Here is a 22,386-nt window from a genome sequence, read left to right on the forward strand (position 1 = left end):
GTTCTTGCCGATGCCAGTGTTTCGCAGGCATCGACCAGCAGCTCTTCGTTTTTGAAGTCGGCGGTGACGGCGTACATTCTGCGGGTCCTACGGGGAGGTGGCGTGGATCCGGGCGGACAGAGGTAGTGATCGAGCGCACGGTCGGCGGCTTCGTTGAGCTTTTTCGACTCGAGGGATTCGTAGGGAGAGGTGGGGTCGGTTTCGGGCGGGTTTGGCGTTGGTTTGATCATGGTGAAACTCCTTGAGAAAAACGGAGCCGTCAACCATCGCTGCTAAACGAAGAGGTGGCGGCTGTACGCGGGTTAGCAGACCAGGCTCAAGGATCCCGGCGCACCGAAGTGCCCCACGCAAAGCCGCCATAACGTAATGGCGGGACTGGCGTGCCTTGAGAATTGCCGAGCTGCTAAACCCGATCACTGAAATTTCAGCGACCGCACCACAATAGAACCCGCCCCCTAGGCGCACAAGCCGGCGGATTCTGGCGTAGCTGTAGGCAATTACGCAAGATCGCGTAGCCTGATTACGTGTCTTGGCGTGTCATTTAAACGGGGGTGTTTAAAGCCAAAGATCGCAGCCTTCGGCCGCTCCTGCACCGGTCCATATAGGAGCTGCCGAAGGCTGCGATCTTTTGATCTTTTTCCCGACACAACGCCTAATTCGTCAGCGAAACAACGATATCCAGCGCATTGATCGGCAGGTAAATCAGCGTGACAGTCGTGTAAGCCTTGCGTGATTTCGCCGCGAAGGCGCACAGCGGAAGAATGATCATCAACACATCCAGCACACCCCACAGTGCGATCGGCGAGGCTTGAAACAGGAAGACATTGACGATCAGCCCGAGAAGCAGATAAGTCGACAACGACAGCAAGGCGTAGCGGCCGTCCTGTTCGAAATAGACTCGCAAGCCGTTCTGTTCATCTTCGCTTCGACTCGGCAGCAACAACGCCGAAGAGACAAACAGCGACAGCGCCAGCAGCACCAGCAACAAAAACTCCGGGAAGGAAAAGGTCGATTTGATCTGCGGCAGCGAGTTGACCGCCCACCAGAAATCCAGCTGCGTGGCGAACAACGTGACGGCCCAGACCAGCGCCACCCAATCCGGCGCCGCCGCCCGGCGGATGCGGAATACCGTCAACGCGCCGAGCAGCAGCCGAGTGACCGACAGCCCCAGAATCATCGAAAGAACTGTCGCAACGATGGAGAAATTGCTCATCAATGGCCGTGTCCCGTGTGCTGCCAATACCTGCGTTTCACGTTAGACGAGAAAACGGCCGTACTACCGACGAATCGCTACATAGGATTGCCCCAGATCACTGGCCCAGCCATCCAGCACCCCTTTGACGTCATCCGCCGTCAGCACTTGTTTGTCGTTTTCCAGCGCCACGCCGGTGCCCTTGCGCACGACCTCGGCAACCACTTCGCCGGTCGAGCCGTCCTCGAACGACACTTCGGTGGCGATTTCACTGTCCTGATCGCGGATGCCGGCAGCGGTGCTGACCCCGGCAGCCACTAAAGTGACCGGCAACCATTCATAAAAGCGCAACCCTTGAGTGCTCGCGGCGACCCGGGTAATGGCCGGCCTGACGATCAGCGTATCCGGGCCGGGCATGGACACCAGTTGCAGGACTTTGCCCAATTCCTGCCGGAGGGCGGCATCGTAATACTCGGTGACGCCGGAAATCGTGCTCAACGGAATACGCCCGGTCGGTTCTACGCCGGGATAAAACTGGCTCGGCGCCAGATAGGCTTTGGTATAGCGGCCCCTGGCCAATGCCGGGCTGACCCAACTCATTACGTCGTGACCCGACGGCGATTTGTGCTCTTTCAGAACGCTGTAATCATGCAGAAATCCCGTCGTTTCGACGCTATTGCTGCTGCAACCGGACAGACTCATTGACGCCGTACAGAGCAGCGTCATCAGGCAATGGCTTCTCATCAACGGGTTCCCTTGTGATGTTGCGTCGTGATGCTGTCCGCGCACTCGATGTGCAACTGGCCGTGGCGCATGATCCATTCGATGAGGTCGGCGGCGGCGATGCTGTGGACGTACTCGACCCAGTGCGCACTGGTCGGGCTGAATTGCTCGAAGTAACGACGCAGGAAGATCCGGCTCTGATCGCCGGACACGCCCAGGCAGGATTCCTGGAACACAACCGGCGTGTCGGGGCCGAGTGCGGCGGTACGCTGGCTGAGGATCAAGGGACGATTGCTGTGATGTCCCTCGGTGCAATGGCTGTTGTTCAATACCTTCATCATGCGAACCCCCTGGATTGGAATGGCAACAGAGTGCCCGAGGGGTTTTGCCGGACGATGTCCGCTTGATGTCTGTCATGCAGGAATGTTACTCGATTGAAATAAATGACCCGGGCGGCGAAATGGCTTTAGATAGCCTCTTTTGGTCCATGGATCCTGTAACCGTGAGCAGACTGCTGTTCGTCGACGACGACGTGGAAATCCTCTCCTTGCTGAAAAAGTTCTTCGTCCAGCACGCCTATGACGTCGACGTCGCCGTGGATGGCGAGGCGATGTGGGCGGCGATCGCGCAGCAGCGCCCGGACACGATCATTCTTGACCTGATGATGCCCGGCGAAAGCGGCTTGAGCCTGTGCCAGAAGGTGCGCGCGCAGCTGGGCATTCCGATCATCATGCTCACGGCCATGGCCGAGCTGAGTGACCGGATTGTCGGGCTGGAACTCGGTGCGGATGACTACCTGACCAAGCCGTTCGCCCCACAGGAGTTGCTCGCACGGGTGCGCGCCTTGCAGCGTCGCGCCGGTGAACAACGGAGCCCGGTTGAACCGTCGCGGCCGGTGATCGGCTTCGCCGGTTGGCATCTGGATATCACTTGCCGCGAGTTGCGCTCACCGGACAACGTGATGATTCCGCTGTCCGGAGGCGAGTTCGATTTGCTCGTGGTGTTCCTTGATCACCCGCAACGCATCCTTACCCGTGAACAGTTGATCGACCTGACCCACGGCCAGGGCCACGACGCTTTCGACCGCAGCATCGACGTGCAGGTCAGCCGCCTGCGGCGCAAGATCGAGCCGGACTGCAAACGCCCGGATCTGATCCGCACCGTGCGCAATGGCGGTTATATGTTCACTGCCAAGGTCAATCGCTCGTGATCCGCCGATTGCTGCGTGGCGACACACTGAGCCGGCGCATCGCCCTGACCATCATTGCGGCGATGTTTGCCTCGCTGGCGCTCAATGCCCTGTTTTTTCAGGCGGCGGGGATCTGGGCGAGGCCACCGATCGAACGCACCGGCCTGCTGGAGCAGATTGCCGCGACATCGCGCGTGATCGAGGCTGCACCGGCCAACCTGCGCCCGCAACTGGCTGCCGCAGCGAGCAGCGCCATGCTGCAAGTGTCATGGAAAGCGCAACGCGCTGAATTCGATCTGCCCAATGACGGCCTGCGCATTGAAGCGAGCAGGGTGCCGGTGCTGCAACAGTTGCTGGGTGCTGATCGAAAAATCGAAGCGTTCAACCCCGGCGATTGGCCGAACGACAATCCCCAGGCGCATTACGCTGCACTCGTGCAATTGGTCGATGGCAGCTGGTTGTCATTTATCCCGCCTGAACGCAGCTGGGGTTTGGAGCTGGGCACGCGGATCGCGATCATCATCACGTTGGGGTTGATTGCCACTTTGCTGGTGGCCTGGATCGCCACGCGCCAACTGGCCAATCCCTTGCAGCGTTTTGCCCGCGCAGCGCGGCGTTTCGGCACCGACTTGCGTGCACCGCCGATCAAACTGGAAGGCCCCGACGAGATACGTCAGGTGATTGTGGCTTTCAACACCATGCAGGCACAGATTCAGCATTTCATTGGCGAGCGCACGCACATGCTCGCGTCGATTTCCCACGACTTGCGCGCACCGCTGACCCGCATGCGCCTGCGCAGCGAGTTCATCGAGGATCTTGAATACCAAAGCAAACAGATTCGCGATATCGAAGAGATGCAATCGATGATCAACGCCGCATTGGCGTTCTTTCGTGAAGACACTCAGCCCGAACAAACTACGGCGTTCGACCTCTCGGAACTGCTGCACACCATCGTCGATGACTATCGCGATCAGAACATTGCCGTCGACTACAACGGCCCGGCGCATCGGGTGTATGAAGGCCGGCCGCTGGCGCTCAAACGGGTGATCGTCAACCTGCTGGAAAACGCCTCGAAGTATGCGCAGCGCCCGCGTATCGAATTGAGCGGTAATGAGCGCTTGATTCGTATCGACGTCAGCGACGAGGGGCCGGGCATTCCTGAGGAGTCGCTGCAGCGTGTATTCGATCCGTTCTTTCGCCTCGAAGCCTCACGCAACCGCCACACCGGCGGCGTTGGCCTCGGGCTCTCGGCAGCGCGGGCCATCGTGCGCGAGCAGGGCGGCGAACTGACCTTGAGCAATCGCAGCGGCGGCGGGCTGTTGGCGCGGGTCGAGTTGCCGGTCCATTGACCACGTGCTCAAGGCGCGCAAGTCAGCGACACCCGCTCATAGTTGAGGGCCTTGTCGCGCTCAGGCAGTGAATAGCTGGCCTGACATTGCTTGCCCGCCCACTTGATCGTCAGCGTGGCACGCTGTTCCTGAACCAGTGCCAACGCCTTGCCGGAAGGATCGGCGATCGCAATCTGCTTGCCGGCCGCATCTTCGAGCACCGCGCCAAACGGCAAGCGGTTGTGCTGCGAATCAAACAACTCGAACTGCACTCGGCGACCGGTCTGCGACGGGTAGCGCACCAATACGGCGGCACCGCGGCGTGGCACGACTTGCTGGGTGGCGTTTTCAATTTCTACATCGGCACCCAGATCTCGAGTGTCGAGACTGATCCAGTTCACCCGATAGGGCTGGGTGTTGGGAATCACGGCGAAGCCATTGCGACCGGTTCCAGTGCCGCTGAAGCTGCTGATCTTGACCCCGCCCGGTACCCCCGGCACTTCGGCCAAGGCAAAGGTTTCACCCAAGGTTTGCCCCAGATTGATACCGCCCGCGTGCGCTACCACCGAACCGGCAAGGCTCAAGTTCTGCGACGTGTAGCCGCGCCCCTGGCTGTAACCGGCGTTGACGTCGACGAACGAGGTGCGCGAGCTGATGCTCGCCGAGCCTGAATTGCCGCCGGTGCTGCTGTTGCCGGCCTGCACCGAATAATAGGTGTCGCTGTTTTCCGACAGATAGCCGTTCACGCCCAACTGCGTGCTGTCGCTGGATTTCTGTCGATTGGTCGAGACAAAAGCCCTTGGTGCGCGCGGTTTGGAACCCAGTGGGAATGACAGCGAAAGGTTCATCTGCGTGTCGTTGTTTGCCGGGCCGGCATTGCCCACGTCCTGGGTATGCGTTACGCCAAGGTTGTAGGTGACGTCGCCCCAGTTGTTGCTGTAGCCGGCAGACAGGCTTTGCGAGCCGCCACGTCCCCAGTACCGCTGATCGGTTGCGTTGAGGTACAGGCTGCCGAATTGCTGGTTGCGCCCCAGACTCTGGCTGACGGTGAGGTCAGTGCGGGTTTTGGAGTTGCCACGGCGCTGCTCCCCGGTGCTTTGATCCTCGATGTGATCGGTCAGGGTGCGATAGCCCTCGGTGGAGTAACGATAGGCGGCGAGGGTGAAATTGGTGTCGGTGCCGGTGAAGGTTTTGGCATAGAGCATCCGCAGGCTATTCCCTTCGGTGGTCTGCCCGTGCGCCTGACTGGACGAGTGCGTCAGGTCGAACGACACCGCGCCAAACGCCGTGTTGCGGCCCATGCCCAGAGACATCGCCTTGAAGCTGTCTGTCGCCTGCACACCAAGAATCCCGGTCATGTTGCTGGTCATGCCATAAGCCAGCGTGCCGCTGACAAACTTCGGTTCGGCCAGACCCTCGGTGTTGCTTTTGTATTGCCCCGCCGAGAGGCTGTAGTTGACCTGGCCCTTGCGCACCATGATCGGCAGGCTGGAAAACGCCTGCTGGGTTTCATGCCGCGTGCCGTCGGCCTCGATGACAATCACCCGCAAGTCGCCGTTCGAGCCACTCGGATAAATGTCGCTGATCTCGAACGGGCCGGGTGGCACGTTGGTGCTGTAGAGGACGTAGTCGTTCTGGCGGATTTCCACGGTGGCGTTGCTTTGCGCCACGCCGCGGATGACCGGCGCGTAGCCGCGTTCGCTGTCGGCGCGCATGCCTTCGTCGGAACTCAACTTGAGCCCACGGTAACGCACGCTGTCGAAGAGCTGCGAGTCGGAGAAAATATCGCCGGCGCTGAATTGTCCCTTCAGCGCTGTGACATCGTGCTGCACATAGCTGCGGTTGCTGGTGAACGTGTTGCGCTCGCCGGTACGGCTGCTGAAGTTCGATTCGTTACGCAGCCGCCAGGCGCCGAGGTTGATGCCGTTACGCAAACCGAGGTTGTTGGAGATCGTCGTGGCGGAGTCGGTGCTGTTGCGGTTGCTGCTCAACTGGTAATTGATGAACGCCGCCGGGACGCCGGCATCCCACAGCGCAGGATCGACATAGCCACGCATGCCGCGTTGCATGGCGATTTGCGGCACGCTGATCAACAGTCGCAGGCGGGTAGGGTCGTAGCTGACGGTGGCTTGGTCAATCAGGGTTGGCAAGTCGTAGCAAGTGTCGGGCGCCCCAGGCTTGAGCAGGCCTGCCGCTTCCAGCGTACTCATGTTGATGCCCAACTGCTGCAGCATGTCCAGGGTCAGGCACGCCTCGACCTTGCCGGTTTTCTCGGCGCGACGAAAATCGATATCGCGCCGCCCGACCAACACTTCGTTGCTGTAAACGTCGACTCGGTAATTGCCCGGCAAAACGCTGTTGGCCGAGAGCAACAGATTCAAATCCACCGACGACCCGACTCCCTGCAGAAACGAAGTGTTGAACTGGGCGAGTTGCTCTTGCTCCGGTGCAGCGACGGCATCACTGGCATTCGCCAAGTAAGGAAGACTCACTAACATGGCCAGATACAGCGCATTGAATCCCGAGAGTTTCGGGCAGGATTGTTCAGTCAGCGAATTGAAGTTGCTGCGCGGGAGTAAAGACATACCCAGCCCTATATTGCTACAGAGAACGAAGAGTTAATTCATTATTAGAATCAAGAGAGGGAGCAAACTTTCGGTGCAGGCGCTAATGCACTGCTTTGGCTTTCACGGCGGCATTACCCGAGAAAGTTGCGCCGTAACGATCCTGTGCGCCGTAATCGTTAATGCTTGAAAAGTTGAGGTTGGAATAAGTCGAGTTGTTTGTTCCTTTTAGTGCGATGGTCTTGCTCTGGCCCGGAGCAATCATCATCGAATCGACTGGTTTTTCCGTTGTGGCACCCGATTGCACGGAGACTTCTGACAACGAAACATGAAAGAGACTTGGATTGGTGATTTTCAATGCGGCATGCCCACCTTGCTGGTCGATCTGCCATAACAGTTGAGTCGGTGCGAGGTAAGCCTGGCTGGCCAGTCCGGCAGGGCGGAAAAACACCTTGATGCGCTGGCGCACGGCCAGTTGCAGGGTGTTTTCCGTTTTGGCGGTCTGGGGGATTTCCTGAACGTTCAGCCAGACCACGGATTCCTTGTCAGACGGCATGCCAGTGCCTTCGTAAATCACCCGCAGCAATTGCTGTTCCTTGCCGAGAATCCTCGCCAACGGCGGCGTGACGGCGAAAGGCACCGAAGCAATGCCGGGCTCATCGCTGTCGATCCATGACTGGATCAACAGGTCATCGCCATTGTTGCGGACCTTGATGCTGACTTCTTTGTGCTCGCCATCAAACACCAGACGGGTCGCGCTCAGCGAGATACCCGCGTGTGCCTGCGTCGCCAGCAGCGCGCAGTGCAAACCCATGCACAGGGAAAGAATGTGTCGATTAAACATGGAAAACTGCCTGAAATTGAAAAAAGGCGGGACGATTGCGTCCCGCACAGTGTCAGCCCCGAGTGCGGTTTACTCGTATTGCAGAGTGAACGGCAGAGTCGCGTCACCACGACCGGCGACCGCAGTTTTCGGGTCGGCAGTGGTCACATAGGCGGCGGAGAATTTCAGGGTGGTGCTGCCGTCTTGCAGGGTGTTTTGAATTTTGGCGGCGGCAGGCGAACTCAGGTCGATCTGATCGCCATTGGCGTCGAGCAGGGCGATACCGATGTTTTTCGCGGCGCCCACACCGTCGGTCAACTTCAGGACCTTGGTGCCAGTGACGATACCCGAACCAGCGCCTTTGGTCGGTTCGAAGATCATCGAAACTTTGGTACCGGCGTTGCAGTTGATCTTCATGTCGAAGTTCTCGGCACTCAGTTTGCCATTGCCCTTAGGCGCTGCAGCGGTACCCATGTCTTTGATTGACACTTCGCCCATCGGTACGGAAATGGTTTTATTCAGACCTGCATCTTCGATAGAGCAAGCATCGTTGTTGATGATGCCGGTGAAGTTAATGGTGCCGCTGCCCGCTTTAGTGGGTGTTACCGGTTCGTCTGCTGCAAACGATTGGCCCGCCACCGAAAGCATGGAAAGTGTCAGCAGTGTCAGCGAAAGCTTTTTCATGTCGATATCCATTAGATCGTGATTAAGTTGTGTTGGAGAACACGATCCAGAATATAGGTCTGAGTGCAGTGCTCAGACCATCAGACGATTCCTATAAGGTGGGGGTGTTAGTTGCACTTCGTCTGATAAGTGCATTCATTGAAAGACGTTATTCTCCAGGCAGTATGTCAACAGATCCTGATCGCTGGACACTTCAAGTTTGCGCATCGCCGAAATCTTTTGCGTGCTGATGGTTTTCGCACTTCTGGACTGGCTGCGTGCAATCGTGGTGACGCTTTGCCCGGAGACAAACATGCGCAGAATTTCAAATTCCTTGGGCGACAGCCGCGACAGTCTTTCGTCCAGCGCCACGTTAGGCTCCAGGACGCTGACAGGCTCGGGTTTGGCACTCTTGAAGGTGCGGCCTTTGGCGATTGACGAGAGTGCCAGTTGAATATCGTCGTGTAACTGGTTTTTCTGAATCACCCCCACCACCCCCAGTTCATGCAGGCGGGTCAGAATCAACGGGCTGGAGATCATGGTCAGCACCAGCACTTTCACCTGGGCAAAATGTCGGCCCAGGTACTCCACCAGTTTCAGGCCGTCACCGTAGGGCGAATCCGCCGGCATGTTGAAGTCGGTGATCACCAGATCAACCGACTGGGTGTGCAGCAACTCGATCAGCTCGTTCGAACAGACCGCTTCGCCCACCACGCGAAAGCGCTCATCACGCTCTATCAGCTCACGTACGCCCAATAAAACGATGGGGTGATCATCGGCGATCACGACGTTGAGTATTGCCATGTTCGGCTATCCCTAGTGTGTTGTTGAATTCAATCGGGTTACGCCAAAGCATCGAGCATCGCGGTCAGTCGCTCAAGCATAGCGCTGATCTCGCGGACCAGAGCGGGCGTGATGACGCGACCTTGCAGTTGGCTTTCCAGACGCACGCACGCCTCCGCCAGACCAGTGGCCTGCACCGCGCCAAGGGCCCCGGCCATGCTGTGCAGGTGTTGGGCCAGCGCGGGGGCGTCATTGCTCTGGAGCAGGGCGCTGACTTTCTCGATGTCCTGTTGCAGGGTACTGAAAAACAGCACGCGCATTTTCGGTGAAAGCTGTGGCTGATCCAGCGGTGGTGGGGTGCCTTGTGTGGCAACCGCGTCATCGGCCAGCGCCGGCTCAACGAGTTGGCAATGCTTGAGCAACTGCGTTCGCAACGTGTGCAGGTTGAGCGGTTTCACCAGCCAGGCATTCATGCCCACCGCGGCGCAGCGCTCACCTTCATCGCGCAGGGCATTGGCCGTCACGCCAATGATCGGCAGATCCGCATCGTTGCTGCGCAACGCCTTGGCCAGCTCATAGCCATTCATGACCGGCATGTTGACGTCGGTCAGCACCAGATCAAACACCCCCGGCAGCCATTGATGCAGCGCCTGTTCACCATCGGCGGCGGCGACCACCGAGCAGCCCAGGGCTTCCAGCTGTTCTTTGATAATCGCTCGATTGATCGGGTTGTCTTCGGCGATCAGGATGTTCAGATCAAGGCGTCGCGCCGGCGCTTTGATCGCCGGGCGAGCTTGCGGGTCGGCGCCTTGTTGCGCGAAGTGGACAGCCCAGGCCACCGCGCGAATATCGTGGGCATCGACCGTCCAGCCTTCGCCCGTGTATTGCGGCGGATTGGCGCCGGCGGCCGTGGCGATGACGCGCAGACCTGGCCAGCCGGATGGCTCGGCGCACGGCAGTACGTCGAGCAACAGTGATGATGAGGCGGCCAGGTGTTTGGTCTCGGGGCCGATGATCTGAGTGTCCAGCCCCAGTCGCTCAAGCCAGCCGCAGAAATGTTGCGCCAACTCCGGCGCGTAAGCCTGGACGAACAAGGTTGGCATATGCGCGGTGAATCCCGGGCAGTCACTCAGCGAACCCTCCACACGAGCAAGTTTCAGTTGCAATGAAAAGCTGCTGCCCAGACCGGGCTCGCTGACCACTTTCAGTTGCCCCTCCATCAATTCACACAACCACCAGCAAATCGCCAGACCCAAACCTGCACCGGCTTCGCTGGACGCATCACGTACCTGATAAAACGGGTCGAACAGCTGAACTTGCTGGGCCTGGGAAATGCCGATCCCCGAGTCGCTGACCTGCCACAGCAGGCTGACATTTTCGGCGGATTCCTGCACAACTCTGGCGCGCAATACCACCCGGCCGTTATCAGTGAACTTGATCGCATTGCTCAGCAGGTTATTGAGGATCTGCCGGATGCGCAGGGGATCGCCGCGCACCCGGTCGGGGATCGCCGGGTCGATGCAGGCGTAAAGCTGCAAACCTTTGGCCTGAGCAAATGCACTGTAGGCCCGCAGCGAATCCTCGGTCAGTTCGAGCGGACAGAAATCCTGCGCTTCGATGGTCATTTGCCCGGACTCGATTTTCGACACATCCAGTACGTCGCTGATCAATTGGAACAACGTCGTGGATGAGCGCTGGATCGTCCGCAGATATTCTTGCTGCCGAGGGCCAAGTTCGGTCAGCCCCAGCAACTCCAGAGTGCCGAGAACGCCATACAGTGGGGTGCGGATTTCGTGGCTCATGGTCGCGAGAAAACGGGTTTTCGCTTCGTTGGCCGAGTCGGCTTCACGCAGGGCATTTTCCAGTGCGGCGGCGTCATCGATGTGCCGGGTCACGTCGTGAAATGCGCAGATCCACACATGTTCTCCGTGGTAGCGCGCAGGCACGAACCCGACGTGATAATGCCGTCCTGCCACTTCCAGATCGGTCTGGCCCGCAGCGGTCAGCGCGTGTTCGCGGATCAGCGCCGCGATCAGTTGATCACTTTGTTGCCACTCCTGAATGCAGCGGTTTTCCAGGAGAATCCGGTGGTCACTGCGGCGCACGACACAAAGGCCTGTTGGGGCGGTGTCGATGATCGCGCGGCTGAAGGCTTCGCTATCAGCGATGCTTTCATGGGCCTGATGTGCAGGAATCACCACGCGGATTTTGTACCAGCGATTGAACACCCAGCCGCCGCCGATACTGGTCAGCATCAACGTCAACAAACCGAGCAGCGGCCACCAGGCATAGTCGATGAACCGCTTGAAGCCGACCACATAGACGGCCGTCCACGGTTGTGGCCCGGCACTGGAAATCTTGAACACCAGACCGTCCAGACGAACATTCAGCCCGTCCTTTAAATCCTGACTGGCATGCTCCGCACCGATCACCAAAGTGCCGTTGGGAGCGGTGAGGTTGAAGCTGTCGTAGATCGACCACTTCATGATTCGTTCGATGTTGTTGATCTGCGCCAGACTCAACAACGACGCCACGACTACCCAAGAACTGGCGCCCTCGATATCCAGTTGCGCGGCGGGCATGTTGACATTCACGTAGGCCAGCAGCGCAGGCGGGCCTTTGCTATCCGATCGGGCGTCGTAGCGGACCCAGTGAACTTCACTGTCCAGCGGCTTGGGGTTGGCATCATGCAGCTGTTGCACCACTTGCTTCATGACGTCAACGAAAGATCCGCCCTGAAGCTGCCCGGCAGTGCGCAACTGCCCGGCAGCGGGGACGGCGATGTCGAAATTATCGGGCACGTTGAACAGGAATACCTGCGGTGATTGATAGTGCGAGGCCGACCAGAAAGCACTGTAGTAACTGGCCAGATGGGCACCCAGGGCAAAGACTCGTGCGCGCTCACTGGTTTCAATCGCTGCCGGATTGATTTTCACGCTGTACGGCAGGGAAGAGGAGAGTTCCTGCGCCTTATAGATCCCGGCGCCCTCATCGGGCAATGGCGTCTGCTTGAAGATCTGCACGTGTGCATTCAACGGCAGGCCTCTGTCGGCTTGCTTGACAATGGCGCTGAGGAACACATCCTGTTCGCCGATGTTCTCCATCAGCCGGGCGAAATGAAACCGCACCGTGTCGCGCTGTTCCTCGACCATCCGATAAAGCCCCCAGCCACTGAGGCCCACCAACAGCGAAGCGAGGCCGCAGAGCACCACCAGACCGGTGTTCATTCGCAATGAGCTATTGGTCAGTTTTTCCAGATGGACAGTCGGGTGGGTCATTGCGCAAGCCTGTTGAAAATGCCGGGATAAGCGTAGGTCACCGCTACCTCTGTAGAAAACATCGGGTCAATCCATCAACGCGGGACCGTCCTGCGTCAGCAGTTGCTGAAAATCCTGTGACGACACGGCGTGGGAAATGATGAAACCCTGAACCTGAGTGCAGTTGATTTTACGCAACACCGCCAGTTCTTGCGCCGTCTCGACGCCTTCGGCCACGACCGTCAATCCCAGTTGTCGGCCGAGGGCGACAATACTTGTCAGGGCCTGCGCCAACTCTTCATTGTCATTGCAGCCCTGGACCAGAGCCCGGTCGATTTTCAACTCGGTAAACGGCGTCGAGACCAGGTTCATATAAGAACTGTAACCCTGACCGAAATCATCCTGCGAGAGGCCAAAGCCCTTCATGCGCAACCGGCACGCACCGGCGTAGAAGTTACTGATGTCCTCGGGCATCGAGCATTCCATCAATTCGAAACAGATCATCGCAGGAACCCCCTGACGCTGAAGCACAAAGGCAAGAATCCGGTCAGCCAGATCGGGGCTGTTGAGCAGATGCGTCGGCAGGTTGATCGACACCGGGATCGCGTAACCTTGCACCTGCCATTGTTCCTGCGCCTTGATTGCTTGTCCCAGAATCAGCCACAGCAAACGCGCTTCCAGATTGAAGGCTTTGAAGGCCGGTAGAAATACCCCCGGCAGCAAAAGCCCTTGCTCAGGGTGAAGCCAGCGCACCAGTGCTTCGGCGGCGACGATGCGGCCGTTGGCCAGTGATTTCTTTGGTTGGAACCAGGCCTGCAATTCACCGTTATCCAGCGCATCGAGAATGGCCAGATGATCAATCTGCGGGCCGGGCAGGGGCAGGGTGGCCTGACGCAAGTTGCCCAATTGGTCGGTGAGATTGCGCAGGGCTGCGGTCTTGACCGGTTTGGAAATCAGGCCGATGACTTTCACGCCCAGATTGCGCGCGGCGAGGCTGGCACTGGTCAGCATGCGGCGCGAGGCGGCGCTCATGATCGCCAGCGCGGGGCGCGAACCCGAGGCGGCAAGCCCCTGGATGAACTGCACGCCGTCCATGCCGGGCATCAACAAATCGGTCAACACCAGATCGAAGTCGTGGCGTTTCAGGCAGTCCAGCGCGGCGCTGCCTTCTTCGGCAAATTGCAGATGAAACTGGCCGATCTCGCTGAACAGGTTTTGCAGGTACAGTTGCTGGAACGGATGGTCTTCAACGACCAGGATACTAATCGGTTTCATGGAATGTTCTTTCGTAGGACGCCAACTGGTTATGCAGGGCCTGTAGCGTGAAAGGTTTGATCAGGCAGTCGTTCATCCCGGCCGCCAGACACAGCGCTTCTTCGCCGCGCATGGCATTGGCGGTCGCGCCGATAATCGGTACCGTGCAACCGAGGCGGCGCAGCTCGCTGGCCAGTTCATAGCCGTTCTTCTGCGGCATGTTGACGTCGCTCAGGATCACGTCGAAATGCCCCTTGCGCCACAGCGCCAGGGCTTCCTCACCGTTGCTCGCCAGCTCGGCGGTACAACCCAGCTCCTGCAACTGGTCATGCAGGATCAACTGGTTGATGACGTTGTCTTCGGCGACCAGTACATGCAGATGCAGGGTTTTCAGTTGCCGCTGTGGCGCATCGATTGTGGGTTTGCTCGCCGACAATCCTTGAGCGTGGCTGACCGCTTGATGAATGGCGTGCAGGTGATTGATGTTCACCACCCAGCCGTCGTCGCTCCATTGCGGTTCGTTGTAGCCATCGCCCGTGGCGATCACTCGCGAGCCGGTCCACTCGGCGTCCAGGCGCTGTTCGAATGAGCCGGGATGCAGCTCCAGCAGCACATGGTCAGCGTTGCAGGCGCCCCGCGAAGGCCGATCGAGTTGTGGCCGTGCGCCCCAGCGGCGCAACCAGCCATTCATGGCTTCGGCCAGTTCGCGGATGGGCGACACCACGTAGACCGTCGCCGGCAACAGCGGCGTAAAGCTGCTCGGCAACCTCGGCGTTGAGGGCTGCTCGAGCGACAGGGTCAGAGAAAAGCTGCTGCCCAGGCCCGGCTCGCTGACCACGCGAATATGGCCGTTCATCAAGTGGGTCAGGCGTTGACAGATCGGCAACCCCAACCCGGTGCCGGCGATCACGTTGGTGTGGCCCCGGGACTGATAGAACGGTTCGAAAATCCGCGCCTGATCTTCCTGGGTAATGCCTTTGCCCGTGTCCGACACTTGCCAGAACAGGTTCACCCGCTCAGCGTCACGCCCAAGCAGCTTCACCCGCAGCACGATGCGCCCGGTATCGGTGAATTTGACGGCATTGTTCAGCAGGTTGTAGAGGATCTGACGAATTCTTGACACATCGCCAATCACCCGTTCCGGCAGCTTCGGATCAATCACTGCGTACAGATCAAGGCCCTTGCCATGCGCCGCCGCCGCGTAGCCTTGAATCACTTCGTGGATCAGCTCATGGACGCAGAATTCACTGAGTTCAAGCGCCAGTTGCCCGGCTTCGATCTTGGACACGTCGAGTACATCGCAGATCAATTGCAGCAACGTCGCCGACGAGCCTTCGATGGTGCGCAGATAGTCGGTTTGCTGCGCGTCGAGTTCGGTTCGCGCCAACAACTCCAGGGTGCCCAATACGCCATACAACGGCGTGCGGATCTCGTGGCTCATGGTTGCCAGAAACAGGGTTTTCGCTTCATTGGCGGCATCGGCCAATTGCCGCGCCTGTTCCAGCGCCTCTTCAATTTGCGTGCGCGTGCTGATATCGCTGAAGGCACAGAGCAACACGTCCTCGCCCTTGTAGCGAGTCGGTGCGCAGCTGAGATAGAGATGGCGGCCGTCGGCGGTTTCGAAGTAGTCAGTGACTTGCGGGTCCAGCGCATCGAACGCCTGATAGATCCAGCGATGGCTGAGCCTTTCCCTTTCGCCGCTCTGGCCCAGCCATTGTTGTGACAGGGTATTTTCCAGTACCACCTGACCATTGGTGCGGCGCAACACGCACAGGGCCACGGGTGCGGTTTGAATCACGTCACTGCTGAACAGTTCACTCTCCACCAGCGCCTGAATACGGCTGATGGTCGGCGCGATAAAGCGGTATTCGAGGCGGCGGATCAGGATCCACACGAGGCTGATACTGAACAGGCAGAACAGCAGCGCGCCGGCGAGGCGCGGCCACAGGGCGACGACGACATCCCGCAGGTTGATCGAATAAACCAGTTGCCAGTCCGAGGACTTCAGTTGTTTGCGCATCACCAGATGATCTGGCAACCAGCCTTCGCCAACGAAACCGAAGAAGTTCTGCCGCTGGATCTGCAGCAGGTTCTGGCTGAGTTGTGCAGGCTGGCTGTTGCTGAACACCAGCATGCCGTCGGAGTTGAACATCATGAACTGCCCGGCACTTTGATCATCCAGTACATGGGAGACTTCGCGGCCGTCCATTTCCAGGCCGAGCCAACCGGAGTCGACGTCGCGCTCATCCAGGCGAATGAACATATACAGCCGGGAATGACTGGCCGACTGATTGGTCAACCAGAGTTCTTCCAGCGCAGCGGTGTTGTCGCGTTTGAGCGCCTGCAACCGATCAAGCATCGCCGGGGGGAAGTCGGCGACTATCGGCGTCGCCGTGTAAAGCCTTTTGACGCGCACGTCGTTGCCACTGCTGACGTAGAGCAGATTGACCTGTTTGCTCACCAGATACTGCTTGATGCGCTCCGTCAGCCAGATGCTCCACTGTTTGCCTCGCGTGTTGCCCAGCAGCAGGTGAACTTCCTCGGGTGAGACCTGCGGTTTGACCCCTTGAGGCTTGCGGATGGCCGAAAGACTGAGGCTTTCCAGCAAGGCCTCGCGGGTGGTGAAAAAGGTGTGCGCCTCGGCAATGGCGCTGCTCATGTGGCTGCGTCGGCGCGACACTTCGGTATTGAAGGTCAGCAAGAGAAAGCTGTACACGCCGCTGAGGATGCCAATCAGCAAAACCAGGCCAAAAATCCGCAGCAACCGCCGGGCGGCGTTGGGCGTAGAGAGCAGGGGATTGATCTGGTGAAGGTAGTTCTTCAGTTTCATCCGGCCACCCTAGCGGGGCGTCGCCGGAGGCCACATCAGACGATTCCTAAAGTGTGCCGTTCTATAAATACGACATGACGAAATTGATACTGGTGTTGGCGCTGCCGGCGCGAAACTCCGCGCCCGGGATTCGGGTGTATGCCGCAAAGAAATTCGCCTCGGCGGTTTCCGCGCCGCTGGTGAAGCGGCCAAGCTGGTAGGTTTCATCCATCAGGATATTGCCCATCAAGCCGTTGGTGATTCTCAGGCCAATACCTCTGGCGGTGGAGTATTGGTCAAGCTCCACGGTGCCGGTGTCTTTGTCGACGATGGGTGTGGTGGCGTTGAGTCTGATCTGAATTTTATTGATGCTCTTGTCGCAGCCGACGACAGGAATCTTGAAGGCGACCGGTGGTGTGGTATCACCGACGTTTTCCAGTTGGTGCAGTTGGTAGTCATTGCCCATCGCGACGTTCACGTCGTTCACCGTGCAGGACGCGGCGACGACATTGATTGGATTGAGCAAATTGAAGGAGGCGATGACATAGCCACTGCTGGTGGCCCAGGTGCCGAGCAAGCCAGCGGGAATGGTGGTGCCCGGTTCGATGGTGCGGTTTTTGATCAGAAACAAGCGGTACGGCCCGTCCTTTATCAGCATGCCGGTCTTTGCGACGAAGCTCGGCTGCGGATCCAGTTTGGAGAAGAACGCGCTAAAGCCTTCTATTCTCAACCTCAGGTCCAGTCCGGTATTTCTCAAAGTGAATACCGTGCCCTTGGCGGGCTGAGAGCCCAATGCGGGATTCAACTGGAAACCGGAATTTTCCTCAGGGATACACACCGGTCGGATATGCTTGTTCAACCCCGAAGTGGTCACATCAAGGACGGTCAAACTGCTGCTATCGGCGGGAATATTCAGGGTTGATGGCGCACTGAAATTTATGACGCGAGGCTTGCCGTCGCCGGCCTGCCCATTGTCATCGATATAGCAGTTGGCGACCGCCCCGGCAGAGTGGAAGAGCAGTAATGTTGTGATGATTCGGTAGGTTCTGTTCACGGTGAAATCCAGTCTTCGGGTTTTCTGGCATTGAGCAGGGCGTTTTGGCGTCATCGCTCCCATACTCATAAGTAATCGTCTGATAGTGATAGGCGCGTTATTCAGAGGCCATCAGAAGATTCCTAGAGTTTCTTGCTGCAGATTCGGCCTGTGAGTGATCTTGTAATACTTTGAAACATTTGTGCGCGGCGGGCGGTCAACAGGTCACATTCCTGATAAGAAGCGTCCATGAAAATCCCACGGCCCTCAGCACGCCTTGAACCGCTGTCGCAACTGCGCAATCTGAAAATGGCCCGCTCGGCGCACGCTTATGTAAGGGGCAGCACCGTGCAGTTTTACGAGTGGCTGCACAGCCAGCCGGGGCGCAGCCTGCCAAAAGGTCCGGCGGTGTGGATCTGTGGCGATTGCCATGCCGGCAATCTGGGGCCGACAGCGGATCTGAAGGGGAAAATCGACATTCATATCCGCGACCTTGACCAGACTGTCATCGGCAATCCGGCGCACGATCTGGTGCGCTTGGCGCTATCGCTCGCCACAGCCGCCCGTGGCTCGGATTTGCCCGGTGTGGCCACCGCGCGAATGCTTGAAGAAATGATGCGCGGCTACGAGCAAGCCTTCGAGGGTGATCTGGATGAAGAGCCGCCGCGCCCGGCGCAGATCAAGGCCGGGATGCGCAGTGCGGTGCAACGCACCTGGAAGCATCTGGCTGAGGAACGGATCGAGAACAGCAAACCGACCATTCCATTGGGCAAGCAATTCTGGACACTGTCCCGGCCTGAGCGTGCGGCGCTGAAGGCGCTATGTGCCACGCTGGAAATCCATACGCTGGTGACTTCACTGAAAGGCCGGTCGAAGGACGACCGAGTAAAAATGCTCGACTCGGCGTATTGGGTCAAAGGTTGCAGCTCGCTGGGATTGCAGCGTTATGCGGTGTTGCTCGGTGTGGGCGAGGGTGACGATCAGGAATATTGCCTGCTGGATGTCAAAGAGGCCGTCGGCGCCGCCGCTCCACGTGCAGCCCGCGCCACCATGCCCAGGGACAACGGCAAACGCGTGGTAGAAGGTGCGCGTTCGTTATCACCGGGGCTCGGCAATCGGATGCTCGCGACACGTATGCTCGATCACGGATTTTTCGTCCGCGAGTTGCTGCCGCAGGACATGAAGCTTGAACTGGACCAACTGAGCCAACGCGATGCGATGTTGGCGGCCGGTTATCTGGCGCGGGTCGTGGGGCTGGCCCATGCACGGCAGATGGACTTGGCGACGAGGGCCTCATGGATAGGCGAATTGCAAGCTTGCCGCTCGAAAACCCTGGACGCGCCGTCGTGGCTTTGGACGAGTGTGGTGCAGTTGGTCGGCAATCATGAGCGCGGGTATCTGGAGCATTGTCGCCGGTATGCGTTGGCGCACTGATTACTGGGCCAGTCGCTCTAATGTGATGCCCGGGGCAGGCGCCGCTGTGGATTTGACCTGATTGCGGTAACTCTGTGCACTGATGCCGAAATGCTTTTGAAACGCTCGGCGCATGCGTTCTTCGCGACCAAAGCCCACGGTTTCGGCAATCCTCTTGATCGGTTCATCGGTGGTTTTCAGCAGCCGACGGGCCGCCTCCATGCGCAAGTTCTCTACCGCTTGAGCAGGCGTTTCCCCGGTGGCGGCGACGTAAGCGCGGGCAAAGTGGCGCGGGCTCATGCCGAACTGCTCGGCGAGCCGATCGACCCGCAGATCACCGTTCAGATTTCCAGCGATCCACCCGTGCAGACGAGCCAGACGCACATCCTGATCGGTGCGCAAGGCCTTCGATTGCGCATTGAGCGAGGCGCTGAGCTGCGGCTGTTCGGCGCTGCGCCAGAGGAACACGGTGAAATAGCGAGCCAGCGCCAATGCGGCGTGGGCGCCGAGATCCTGTTCGACCAGCCCGAGCGCCAGATCGATACCTGCCGTGGCACCGCCGCACGTCCAGAGATTGCCGTCGTGCAGATACAGGGCTTCGGTCTGACAGTGCAGCGCCGGGTAGCGCGCCTGTAATTCATCGGCGAATTTCCAGTGCGTCACCACTTTGCGCCCATCGAGCAGGCCCGCAGCGGCGAGGGCAAAAGTGCCGGTGCCAATCGAGCAGAGACGGCGGATTTGCGGGGCGCGGCTGCGCAGCCAGTGGCAGGCGTGTTCGTCGGCCTCAAGGGCGGCCATGCCCGGTCCACCGGCGACGATCAGCGTATCGATCACTGGCGCTATCTGATCGACCTGCTCCAGCGAACAGGTGGTGACGGTGATGCCCGAGACCGACATCACCTGACCACCCTGCGGCGAGGCCACCAGCAACCGATACGGCGGATTCGTTGCAAAGTCGCCGGCCAACACGCGTGGTATCGCGGCAAACACCTCAAGCGGCCCGGCCGCATTCAGCAGCAACAGATCGTCGAACGCCAACACCACCACCGTGCGCGCAGGCAACGGCGGCGTGTCAGAGATGGCAGCAAAGGAGGGGTGTTTGGCATGGAGCGGCACGGCGGGCCTCGACATACTGAAATCAATGCATAAATGAGGGCACGACAATGCCGCTAAAACTTCTTGCTGCCAAGCACCCACTGCTGACGCGGTTCAAAGCGTTGCTTTGCTGCGCCGCGTTGGTACTGGCGCATCCGGTGTCGGCTGCCAGCGAACCATTGAAAATGGGCGATCAAAGCGGTCTGATTCAGGCGTTGCTGCATGCGGCGGGTGAGGACAAGGATTTGGCGTATCCGCTTTCCTGGCATCCCTTTCTGGCCGGAACGACGATGCTGGAAGCACTGAGCGCCGGGGCGATCGACGCCGGTGTGGTGGGCAATGCGCCGCCGGTGTTCGCCCAGGCGGGCGGCTTCGATGTGCGCATCATCGGCGTGGCCAGTGGTGCGCAAAACAACAACGCGCTGCTGGTTCCGCAGGATGCTCAAGTTCATAACGTGGCCGATCTCAAAGGCCAGCGCATCGCCGTGGCCAAAGGCAGCAGTGGCCATTATTTATTGCTGGCGGCGCTGCATCAGGCAGGCCTGACCCCGCGTGATGTGAACATCGTCTACGTCAGCCCGGTGGATGCGCAAAATGCGTTCGCCAGCGGCAAACTCGACGCCTGGGCGGTGTGGTATCCCTTTGTCGGCCAGGCCACTTCCCGTGGTGCGCGGATTCTGCTCGATGGCAGTGGCTGGCCGGAAACCGGTCTGAATTTCACCGTCGCCAGCAAGCGCGCACTGGCAGATCCTGAACGAGCAGGGCAGGTCGGCGATCTGTTGGCTCGACTGGTCCGCGCCCAAGCCTGGGCCACCGCGCATCCTGAGGTCTGGGCCAAGGTTTTCGCCCAGACCACCCGCCTGCCTGTCGAACTGGTGCAGGAGATGCTCGCGCATCAAGACCTTCGCTACGTGCCGATTCAGCCGACAGTGATCAACTCGCAACAACGACTGGCGGACATGTTTGCTGCCGAGCGCCTGATTCCAAAACCCCTGCAAGTCGAGCAGATCTTCGACGACCGTTTCAACGCCTTGCTGCCAACACCGCAGTAACCCCACGACTTCACCTTGCCGCTTGACTGTCGGCCGGGATTCACACGCCTGGAGAAAAGCCATGCCTAACCTCGAACGCACCACGCTCAAACGCCAGAAAACCGGTCTGATCGCTGTCGATCATGCCCGCAGCGCTGGTGGCTACACGCTGTTCGCCCCGCAAACGGCGGGCGGCAATGTTTTCCTGATCGACCTTGACGGCGAGATCGTCCATCGCTGGAAACTGCCGCAACGCCCCGGCCGCGACGCGGTGATCCTGCGCAACGGCAACCTCGGTTACAACGGCAACCATCCTGATTCACCGGACCTGTTCCCGGGCTGGTCGGTATGGCATGGCGGCGCGTTCAGCGAAGTCACGCCTGAAGGCGAGGTGGTCTGGGAACACACCGATCTGCTCCATCACCACGACGCGCAGTGGCTGGACAACGGCAACCTGCTGTACACCACCGCCGAGCCGTTGAGTGCCGAATTGGCCCGTCGCGTAGTCGGCGGGATTCCCGGCAGCGAGGCGCCGGGCGGGGTGATCTATGCCGACGTGGTCAAGGAAGTCGATCGCCAGGGCAACGTGGTCTGGGAATGGCGCAGCTGGGAGCATCTGCGCCCTGAAGACTATCCGCTGCACGAGTGCTTCGAGCGCCATCACTGGCCGATGACCAATGCGGTGACGCCGGGCCGCGACGGCAAGGTGATCCTGAGTCTGCGCAGCGTGTCTTCGGTGATCGCCGTGCAACGTGGCAGCGGTGAAGTGCTGTGGCGTCTGGGCCACGATCTGGTCGCGCAGCAGCATTGCCCGACTGAGCTGGACAACGGCAACGTGCTGGTCTTCGACAACGGCATCTTCCGCCCGCACATCAGCATGCCGCACTCGCGCATCGTCGAAATCAACCCGACGACGCAACGCATCGAATGGCAGTACGCCGACACGCCGGGTTATGCCTTTTTCACCCCGTTCATGGGTGGCGCGCAGCGGTTGCACAACGGCAATACGCTGGTCACCGAAGCCAACTTCGGCCGTTTGTTTGAAGTGACACACCAAGGCGAAGTGGTCTGGGAATACGTCAATCCGTTCTTCGCCAGCTACCCCGATGCGCCTTCGCGCAATTACTTGCCGGGCGAAAACAACGCGATCTTCCGCGCGCATCGCTACCAGCGCGAAGACCTGCCATGGCTGCGTGACTGATCACGCGCCGACTTCCACCGCAACGATT

At 59.3% G+C, this 22,386-nt stretch carries 17 protein-coding genes and 1 pseudogene; 5 read left to right on the forward strand and 13 right to left on the reverse strand.

The features are described from left to right. From AC3WMT_RS00005 to AC3WMT_RS00020, 4 genes and pseudogenes are all read right to left on the reverse strand, one after another. Positions 1-230: pseudogene (locus tag AC3WMT_RS00005) on the reverse strand (DUF6124 family protein); the annotation flags it as partial. A 422-nt stretch (positions 231-652) separates the two neighbouring features. Continuing rightward, positions 653-1,213 carry a hypothetical protein gene (locus tag AC3WMT_RS00010; RefSeq protein WP_103301913.1) on the reverse strand — a complete coding sequence of 187 codons (561 nt, stop codon included), beginning with the start codon at positions 1,211-1,213 and terminating at the stop codon, positions 653-655. A 63-nt stretch (positions 1,214-1,276) separates the two neighbouring features. Next, positions 1,277-1,936 (reverse strand): DUF3313 domain-containing protein, encoded by a 660-nt coding sequence (locus AC3WMT_RS00015; RefSeq protein ID WP_177431337.1) that lies wholly within the window; start codon positions 1,934-1,936, stop codon positions 1,277-1,279. Then, the gene (locus AC3WMT_RS00020) at positions 1,936-2,253 is read right to left on the reverse strand and encodes a hypothetical protein (protein ID WP_103302435.1); all 318 of its coding nucleotides are present in this window, start codon (positions 2,251-2,253) and stop codon (positions 1,936-1,938) included. Before AC3WMT_RS00020 ends, AC3WMT_RS00015 begins: the two co-directional genes overlap by 1 nt. Before the next feature lie 149 nt (positions 2,254-2,402). Here AC3WMT_RS00020 and AC3WMT_RS00025 point away from each other — a divergent pair, with 149 nt between their 5' ends. Beyond that, positions 2,403-3,125, forward strand: a complete 723-nt coding sequence (locus AC3WMT_RS00025) for a response regulator (RefSeq protein ID WP_103302436.1) — start codon at positions 2,403-2,405, stop codon at positions 3,123-3,125. Next, the gene (locus AC3WMT_RS00030) at positions 3,122-4,453 is read left to right on the forward strand and encodes an ATP-binding protein (RefSeq protein WP_103301915.1); all 1,332 of its coding nucleotides are present in this window, start codon (positions 3,122-3,124) and stop codon (positions 4,451-4,453) included. The genes AC3WMT_RS00025 and AC3WMT_RS00030 overlap by 4 nt, the downstream gene beginning before the upstream one ends. A gap of 8 nt (positions 4,454-4,461) precedes the next feature. Here the strand turns inward: AC3WMT_RS00030 and AC3WMT_RS00035 are convergent, their stop codons facing one another. The 8 genes from AC3WMT_RS00035 to AC3WMT_RS00070 all read right to left on the reverse strand — a co-directional run bounded on the left by AC3WMT_RS00035 (position 4,462) and on the right by AC3WMT_RS00070 (position 17,639). Further along, on the reverse strand, positions 4,462-6,930 hold the full coding sequence (locus AC3WMT_RS00035) for a fimbria/pilus outer membrane usher protein (RefSeq protein WP_103302437.1): 2,469 nt from the start codon (positions 6,928-6,930) through the stop codon (positions 4,462-4,464). A 169-nt stretch (positions 6,931-7,099) separates the two neighbouring features. Further along, positions 7,100-7,840 carry a fimbrial biogenesis chaperone gene (locus AC3WMT_RS00040; protein WP_103301916.1) on the reverse strand — a complete coding sequence of 247 codons (741 nt, stop codon included), beginning with the start codon at positions 7,838-7,840 and terminating at the stop codon, positions 7,100-7,102. Between the two features lie 69 nt (positions 7,841-7,909). Then, positions 7,910-8,503 carry a fimbrial protein gene (locus tag AC3WMT_RS00045; protein WP_103301917.1) on the reverse strand — a complete coding sequence of 198 codons (594 nt, stop codon included), beginning with the start codon at positions 8,501-8,503 and terminating at the stop codon, positions 7,910-7,912. A gap of 135 nt (positions 8,504-8,638) precedes the next feature. Further along, positions 8,639-9,286: a response regulator gene (locus tag AC3WMT_RS00050; protein WP_103301918.1), complete on the reverse strand. Its 648-nt coding sequence runs from the start codon at positions 9,284-9,286 to the stop codon at positions 8,639-8,641. A 38-nt stretch (positions 9,287-9,324) separates the two neighbouring features. Then, positions 9,325-12,543: a hybrid sensor histidine kinase/response regulator gene (locus AC3WMT_RS00055; RefSeq protein ID WP_103301919.1), complete on the reverse strand. Its 3,219-nt coding sequence runs from the start codon at positions 12,541-12,543 to the stop codon at positions 9,325-9,327. Between the two features lie 66 nt (positions 12,544-12,609). Then, positions 12,610-13,797 carry a response regulator cyclic di-GMP phosphodiesterase PvrR gene (gene pvrR, locus AC3WMT_RS00060; RefSeq protein WP_103301920.1) on the reverse strand — a complete coding sequence of 396 codons (1,188 nt, stop codon included), beginning with the start codon at positions 13,795-13,797 and terminating at the stop codon, positions 12,610-12,612. Continuing rightward, positions 13,784-16,606: an ATP-binding protein gene (locus tag AC3WMT_RS00065; RefSeq protein WP_103301921.1), complete on the reverse strand. Its 2,823-nt coding sequence runs from the start codon at positions 16,604-16,606 to the stop codon at positions 13,784-13,786. The genes pvrR and AC3WMT_RS00065 overlap by 14 nt, the downstream gene beginning before the upstream one ends. 61 nt (positions 16,607-16,667) lie before the next feature. Then, positions 16,668-17,639 (reverse strand): fimbrial protein, encoded by a 972-nt coding sequence (locus AC3WMT_RS00070; RefSeq protein WP_158249157.1) that lies wholly within the window; start codon positions 17,637-17,639, stop codon positions 16,668-16,670. Positions 17,640-17,867: 228 nt separating this feature from the next. Here AC3WMT_RS00070 and AC3WMT_RS00075 point away from each other — a divergent pair, with 228 nt between their 5' ends. Beyond that, positions 17,868-19,052 carry a DUF2252 family protein gene (locus AC3WMT_RS00075; RefSeq protein WP_103301923.1) on the forward strand — a complete coding sequence of 395 codons (1,185 nt, stop codon included), beginning with the start codon at positions 17,868-17,870 and terminating at the stop codon, positions 19,050-19,052. Here AC3WMT_RS00075 and AC3WMT_RS00080 read toward each other — a convergent pair whose 3' ends face one another. Next, positions 19,053-20,162: a GlxA family transcriptional regulator gene (locus tag AC3WMT_RS00080; RefSeq protein ID WP_103301924.1), complete on the reverse strand. Its 1,110-nt coding sequence runs from the start codon at positions 20,160-20,162 to the stop codon at positions 19,053-19,055. 32 nt (positions 20,163-20,194) lie between these two features. Here AC3WMT_RS00080 and AC3WMT_RS00085 point away from each other — a divergent pair, with 32 nt between their 5' ends. Together AC3WMT_RS00085 and AC3WMT_RS00090 are read left to right on the forward strand one after the other, a co-directional pair. Continuing rightward, positions 20,195-21,178, forward strand: a complete 984-nt coding sequence (locus AC3WMT_RS00085) for an ABC transporter substrate-binding protein (protein ID WP_103301925.1) — start codon at positions 20,195-20,197, stop codon at positions 21,176-21,178. Positions 21,179-21,239: 61 nt separating this feature from the next. After that, on the forward strand, positions 21,240-22,358 hold the full coding sequence (locus tag AC3WMT_RS00090) for an aryl-sulfate sulfotransferase (RefSeq protein WP_103301926.1): 1,119 nt from the start codon (positions 21,240-21,242) through the stop codon (positions 22,356-22,358). The last annotated feature ends 28 nt before the right edge of the window (positions 22,359-22,386 follow it).

It is taken from the genome of Pseudomonas sp. FW305-7, assembly GCF_058786735.1.

Coding starts and splice junctions, on each gene's coding strand:
- AC3WMT_RS00015 (WP_177431337.1), bottom strand. CDS start 1,936: ATGAGAAGCCATTGCCTGATGACGCTGCTCTGTACGGCGTCAATGAGT.
- AC3WMT_RS00045 (WP_103301917.1), bottom strand. CDS start 8,503: ATGAAAAAGCTTTCGCTGACACTGCTGACACTTTCCATGCTTTCGGTG.
- AC3WMT_RS00080 (WP_103301924.1), bottom strand. CDS start 20,162: ATGTCGAGGCCCGCCGTGCCGCTCCATGCCAAACACCCCTCCTTTGCT.
- AC3WMT_RS00075 (WP_103301923.1), top strand. CDS start 17,868: ATGAAAATCCCACGGCCCTCAGCACGCCTTGAACCGCTGTCGCAACTG.
- AC3WMT_RS00020 (WP_103302435.1), bottom strand. CDS start 2,253: ATGAAGGTATTGAACAACAGCCATTGCACCGAGGGACATCACAGCAAT.
- pvrR (WP_103301920.1), bottom strand. CDS start 13,797: ATGAAACCGATTAGTATCCTGGTCGTTGAAGACCATCCGTTCCAGCAA.
- AC3WMT_RS00010 (WP_103301913.1), bottom strand. CDS start 1,213: ATGAGCAATTTCTCCATCGTTGCGACAGTTCTTTCGATGATTCTGGGG.
- AC3WMT_RS00040 (WP_103301916.1), bottom strand. CDS start 7,840: ATGTTTAATCGACACATTCTTTCCCTGTGCATGGGTTTGCACTGCGCG.
- AC3WMT_RS00055 (WP_103301919.1), bottom strand. CDS start 12,543: ATGACCCACCCGACTGTCCATCTGGAAAAACTGACCAATAGCTCATTG.
- AC3WMT_RS00035 (WP_103302437.1), bottom strand. CDS start 6,930: ATGTTAGTGAGTCTTCCTTACTTGGCGAATGCCAGTGATGCCGTCGCT.
- AC3WMT_RS00085 (WP_103301925.1), top strand. CDS start 20,195: ATGCCGCTAAAACTTCTTGCTGCCAAGCACCCACTGCTGACGCGGTTC.
- AC3WMT_RS00090 (WP_103301926.1), top strand. CDS start 21,240: ATGCCTAACCTCGAACGCACCACGCTCAAACGCCAGAAAACCGGTCTG.
- AC3WMT_RS00025 (WP_103302436.1), top strand. CDS start 2,403: ATGGATCCTGTAACCGTGAGCAGACTGCTGTTCGTCGACGACGACGTG.
- AC3WMT_RS00050 (WP_103301918.1), bottom strand. CDS start 9,286: ATGGCAATACTCAACGTCGTGATCGCCGATGATCACCCCATCGTTTTA.
- AC3WMT_RS00065 (WP_103301921.1), bottom strand. CDS start 16,606: ATGAAACTGAAGAACTACCTTCACCAGATCAATCCCCTGCTCTCTACG.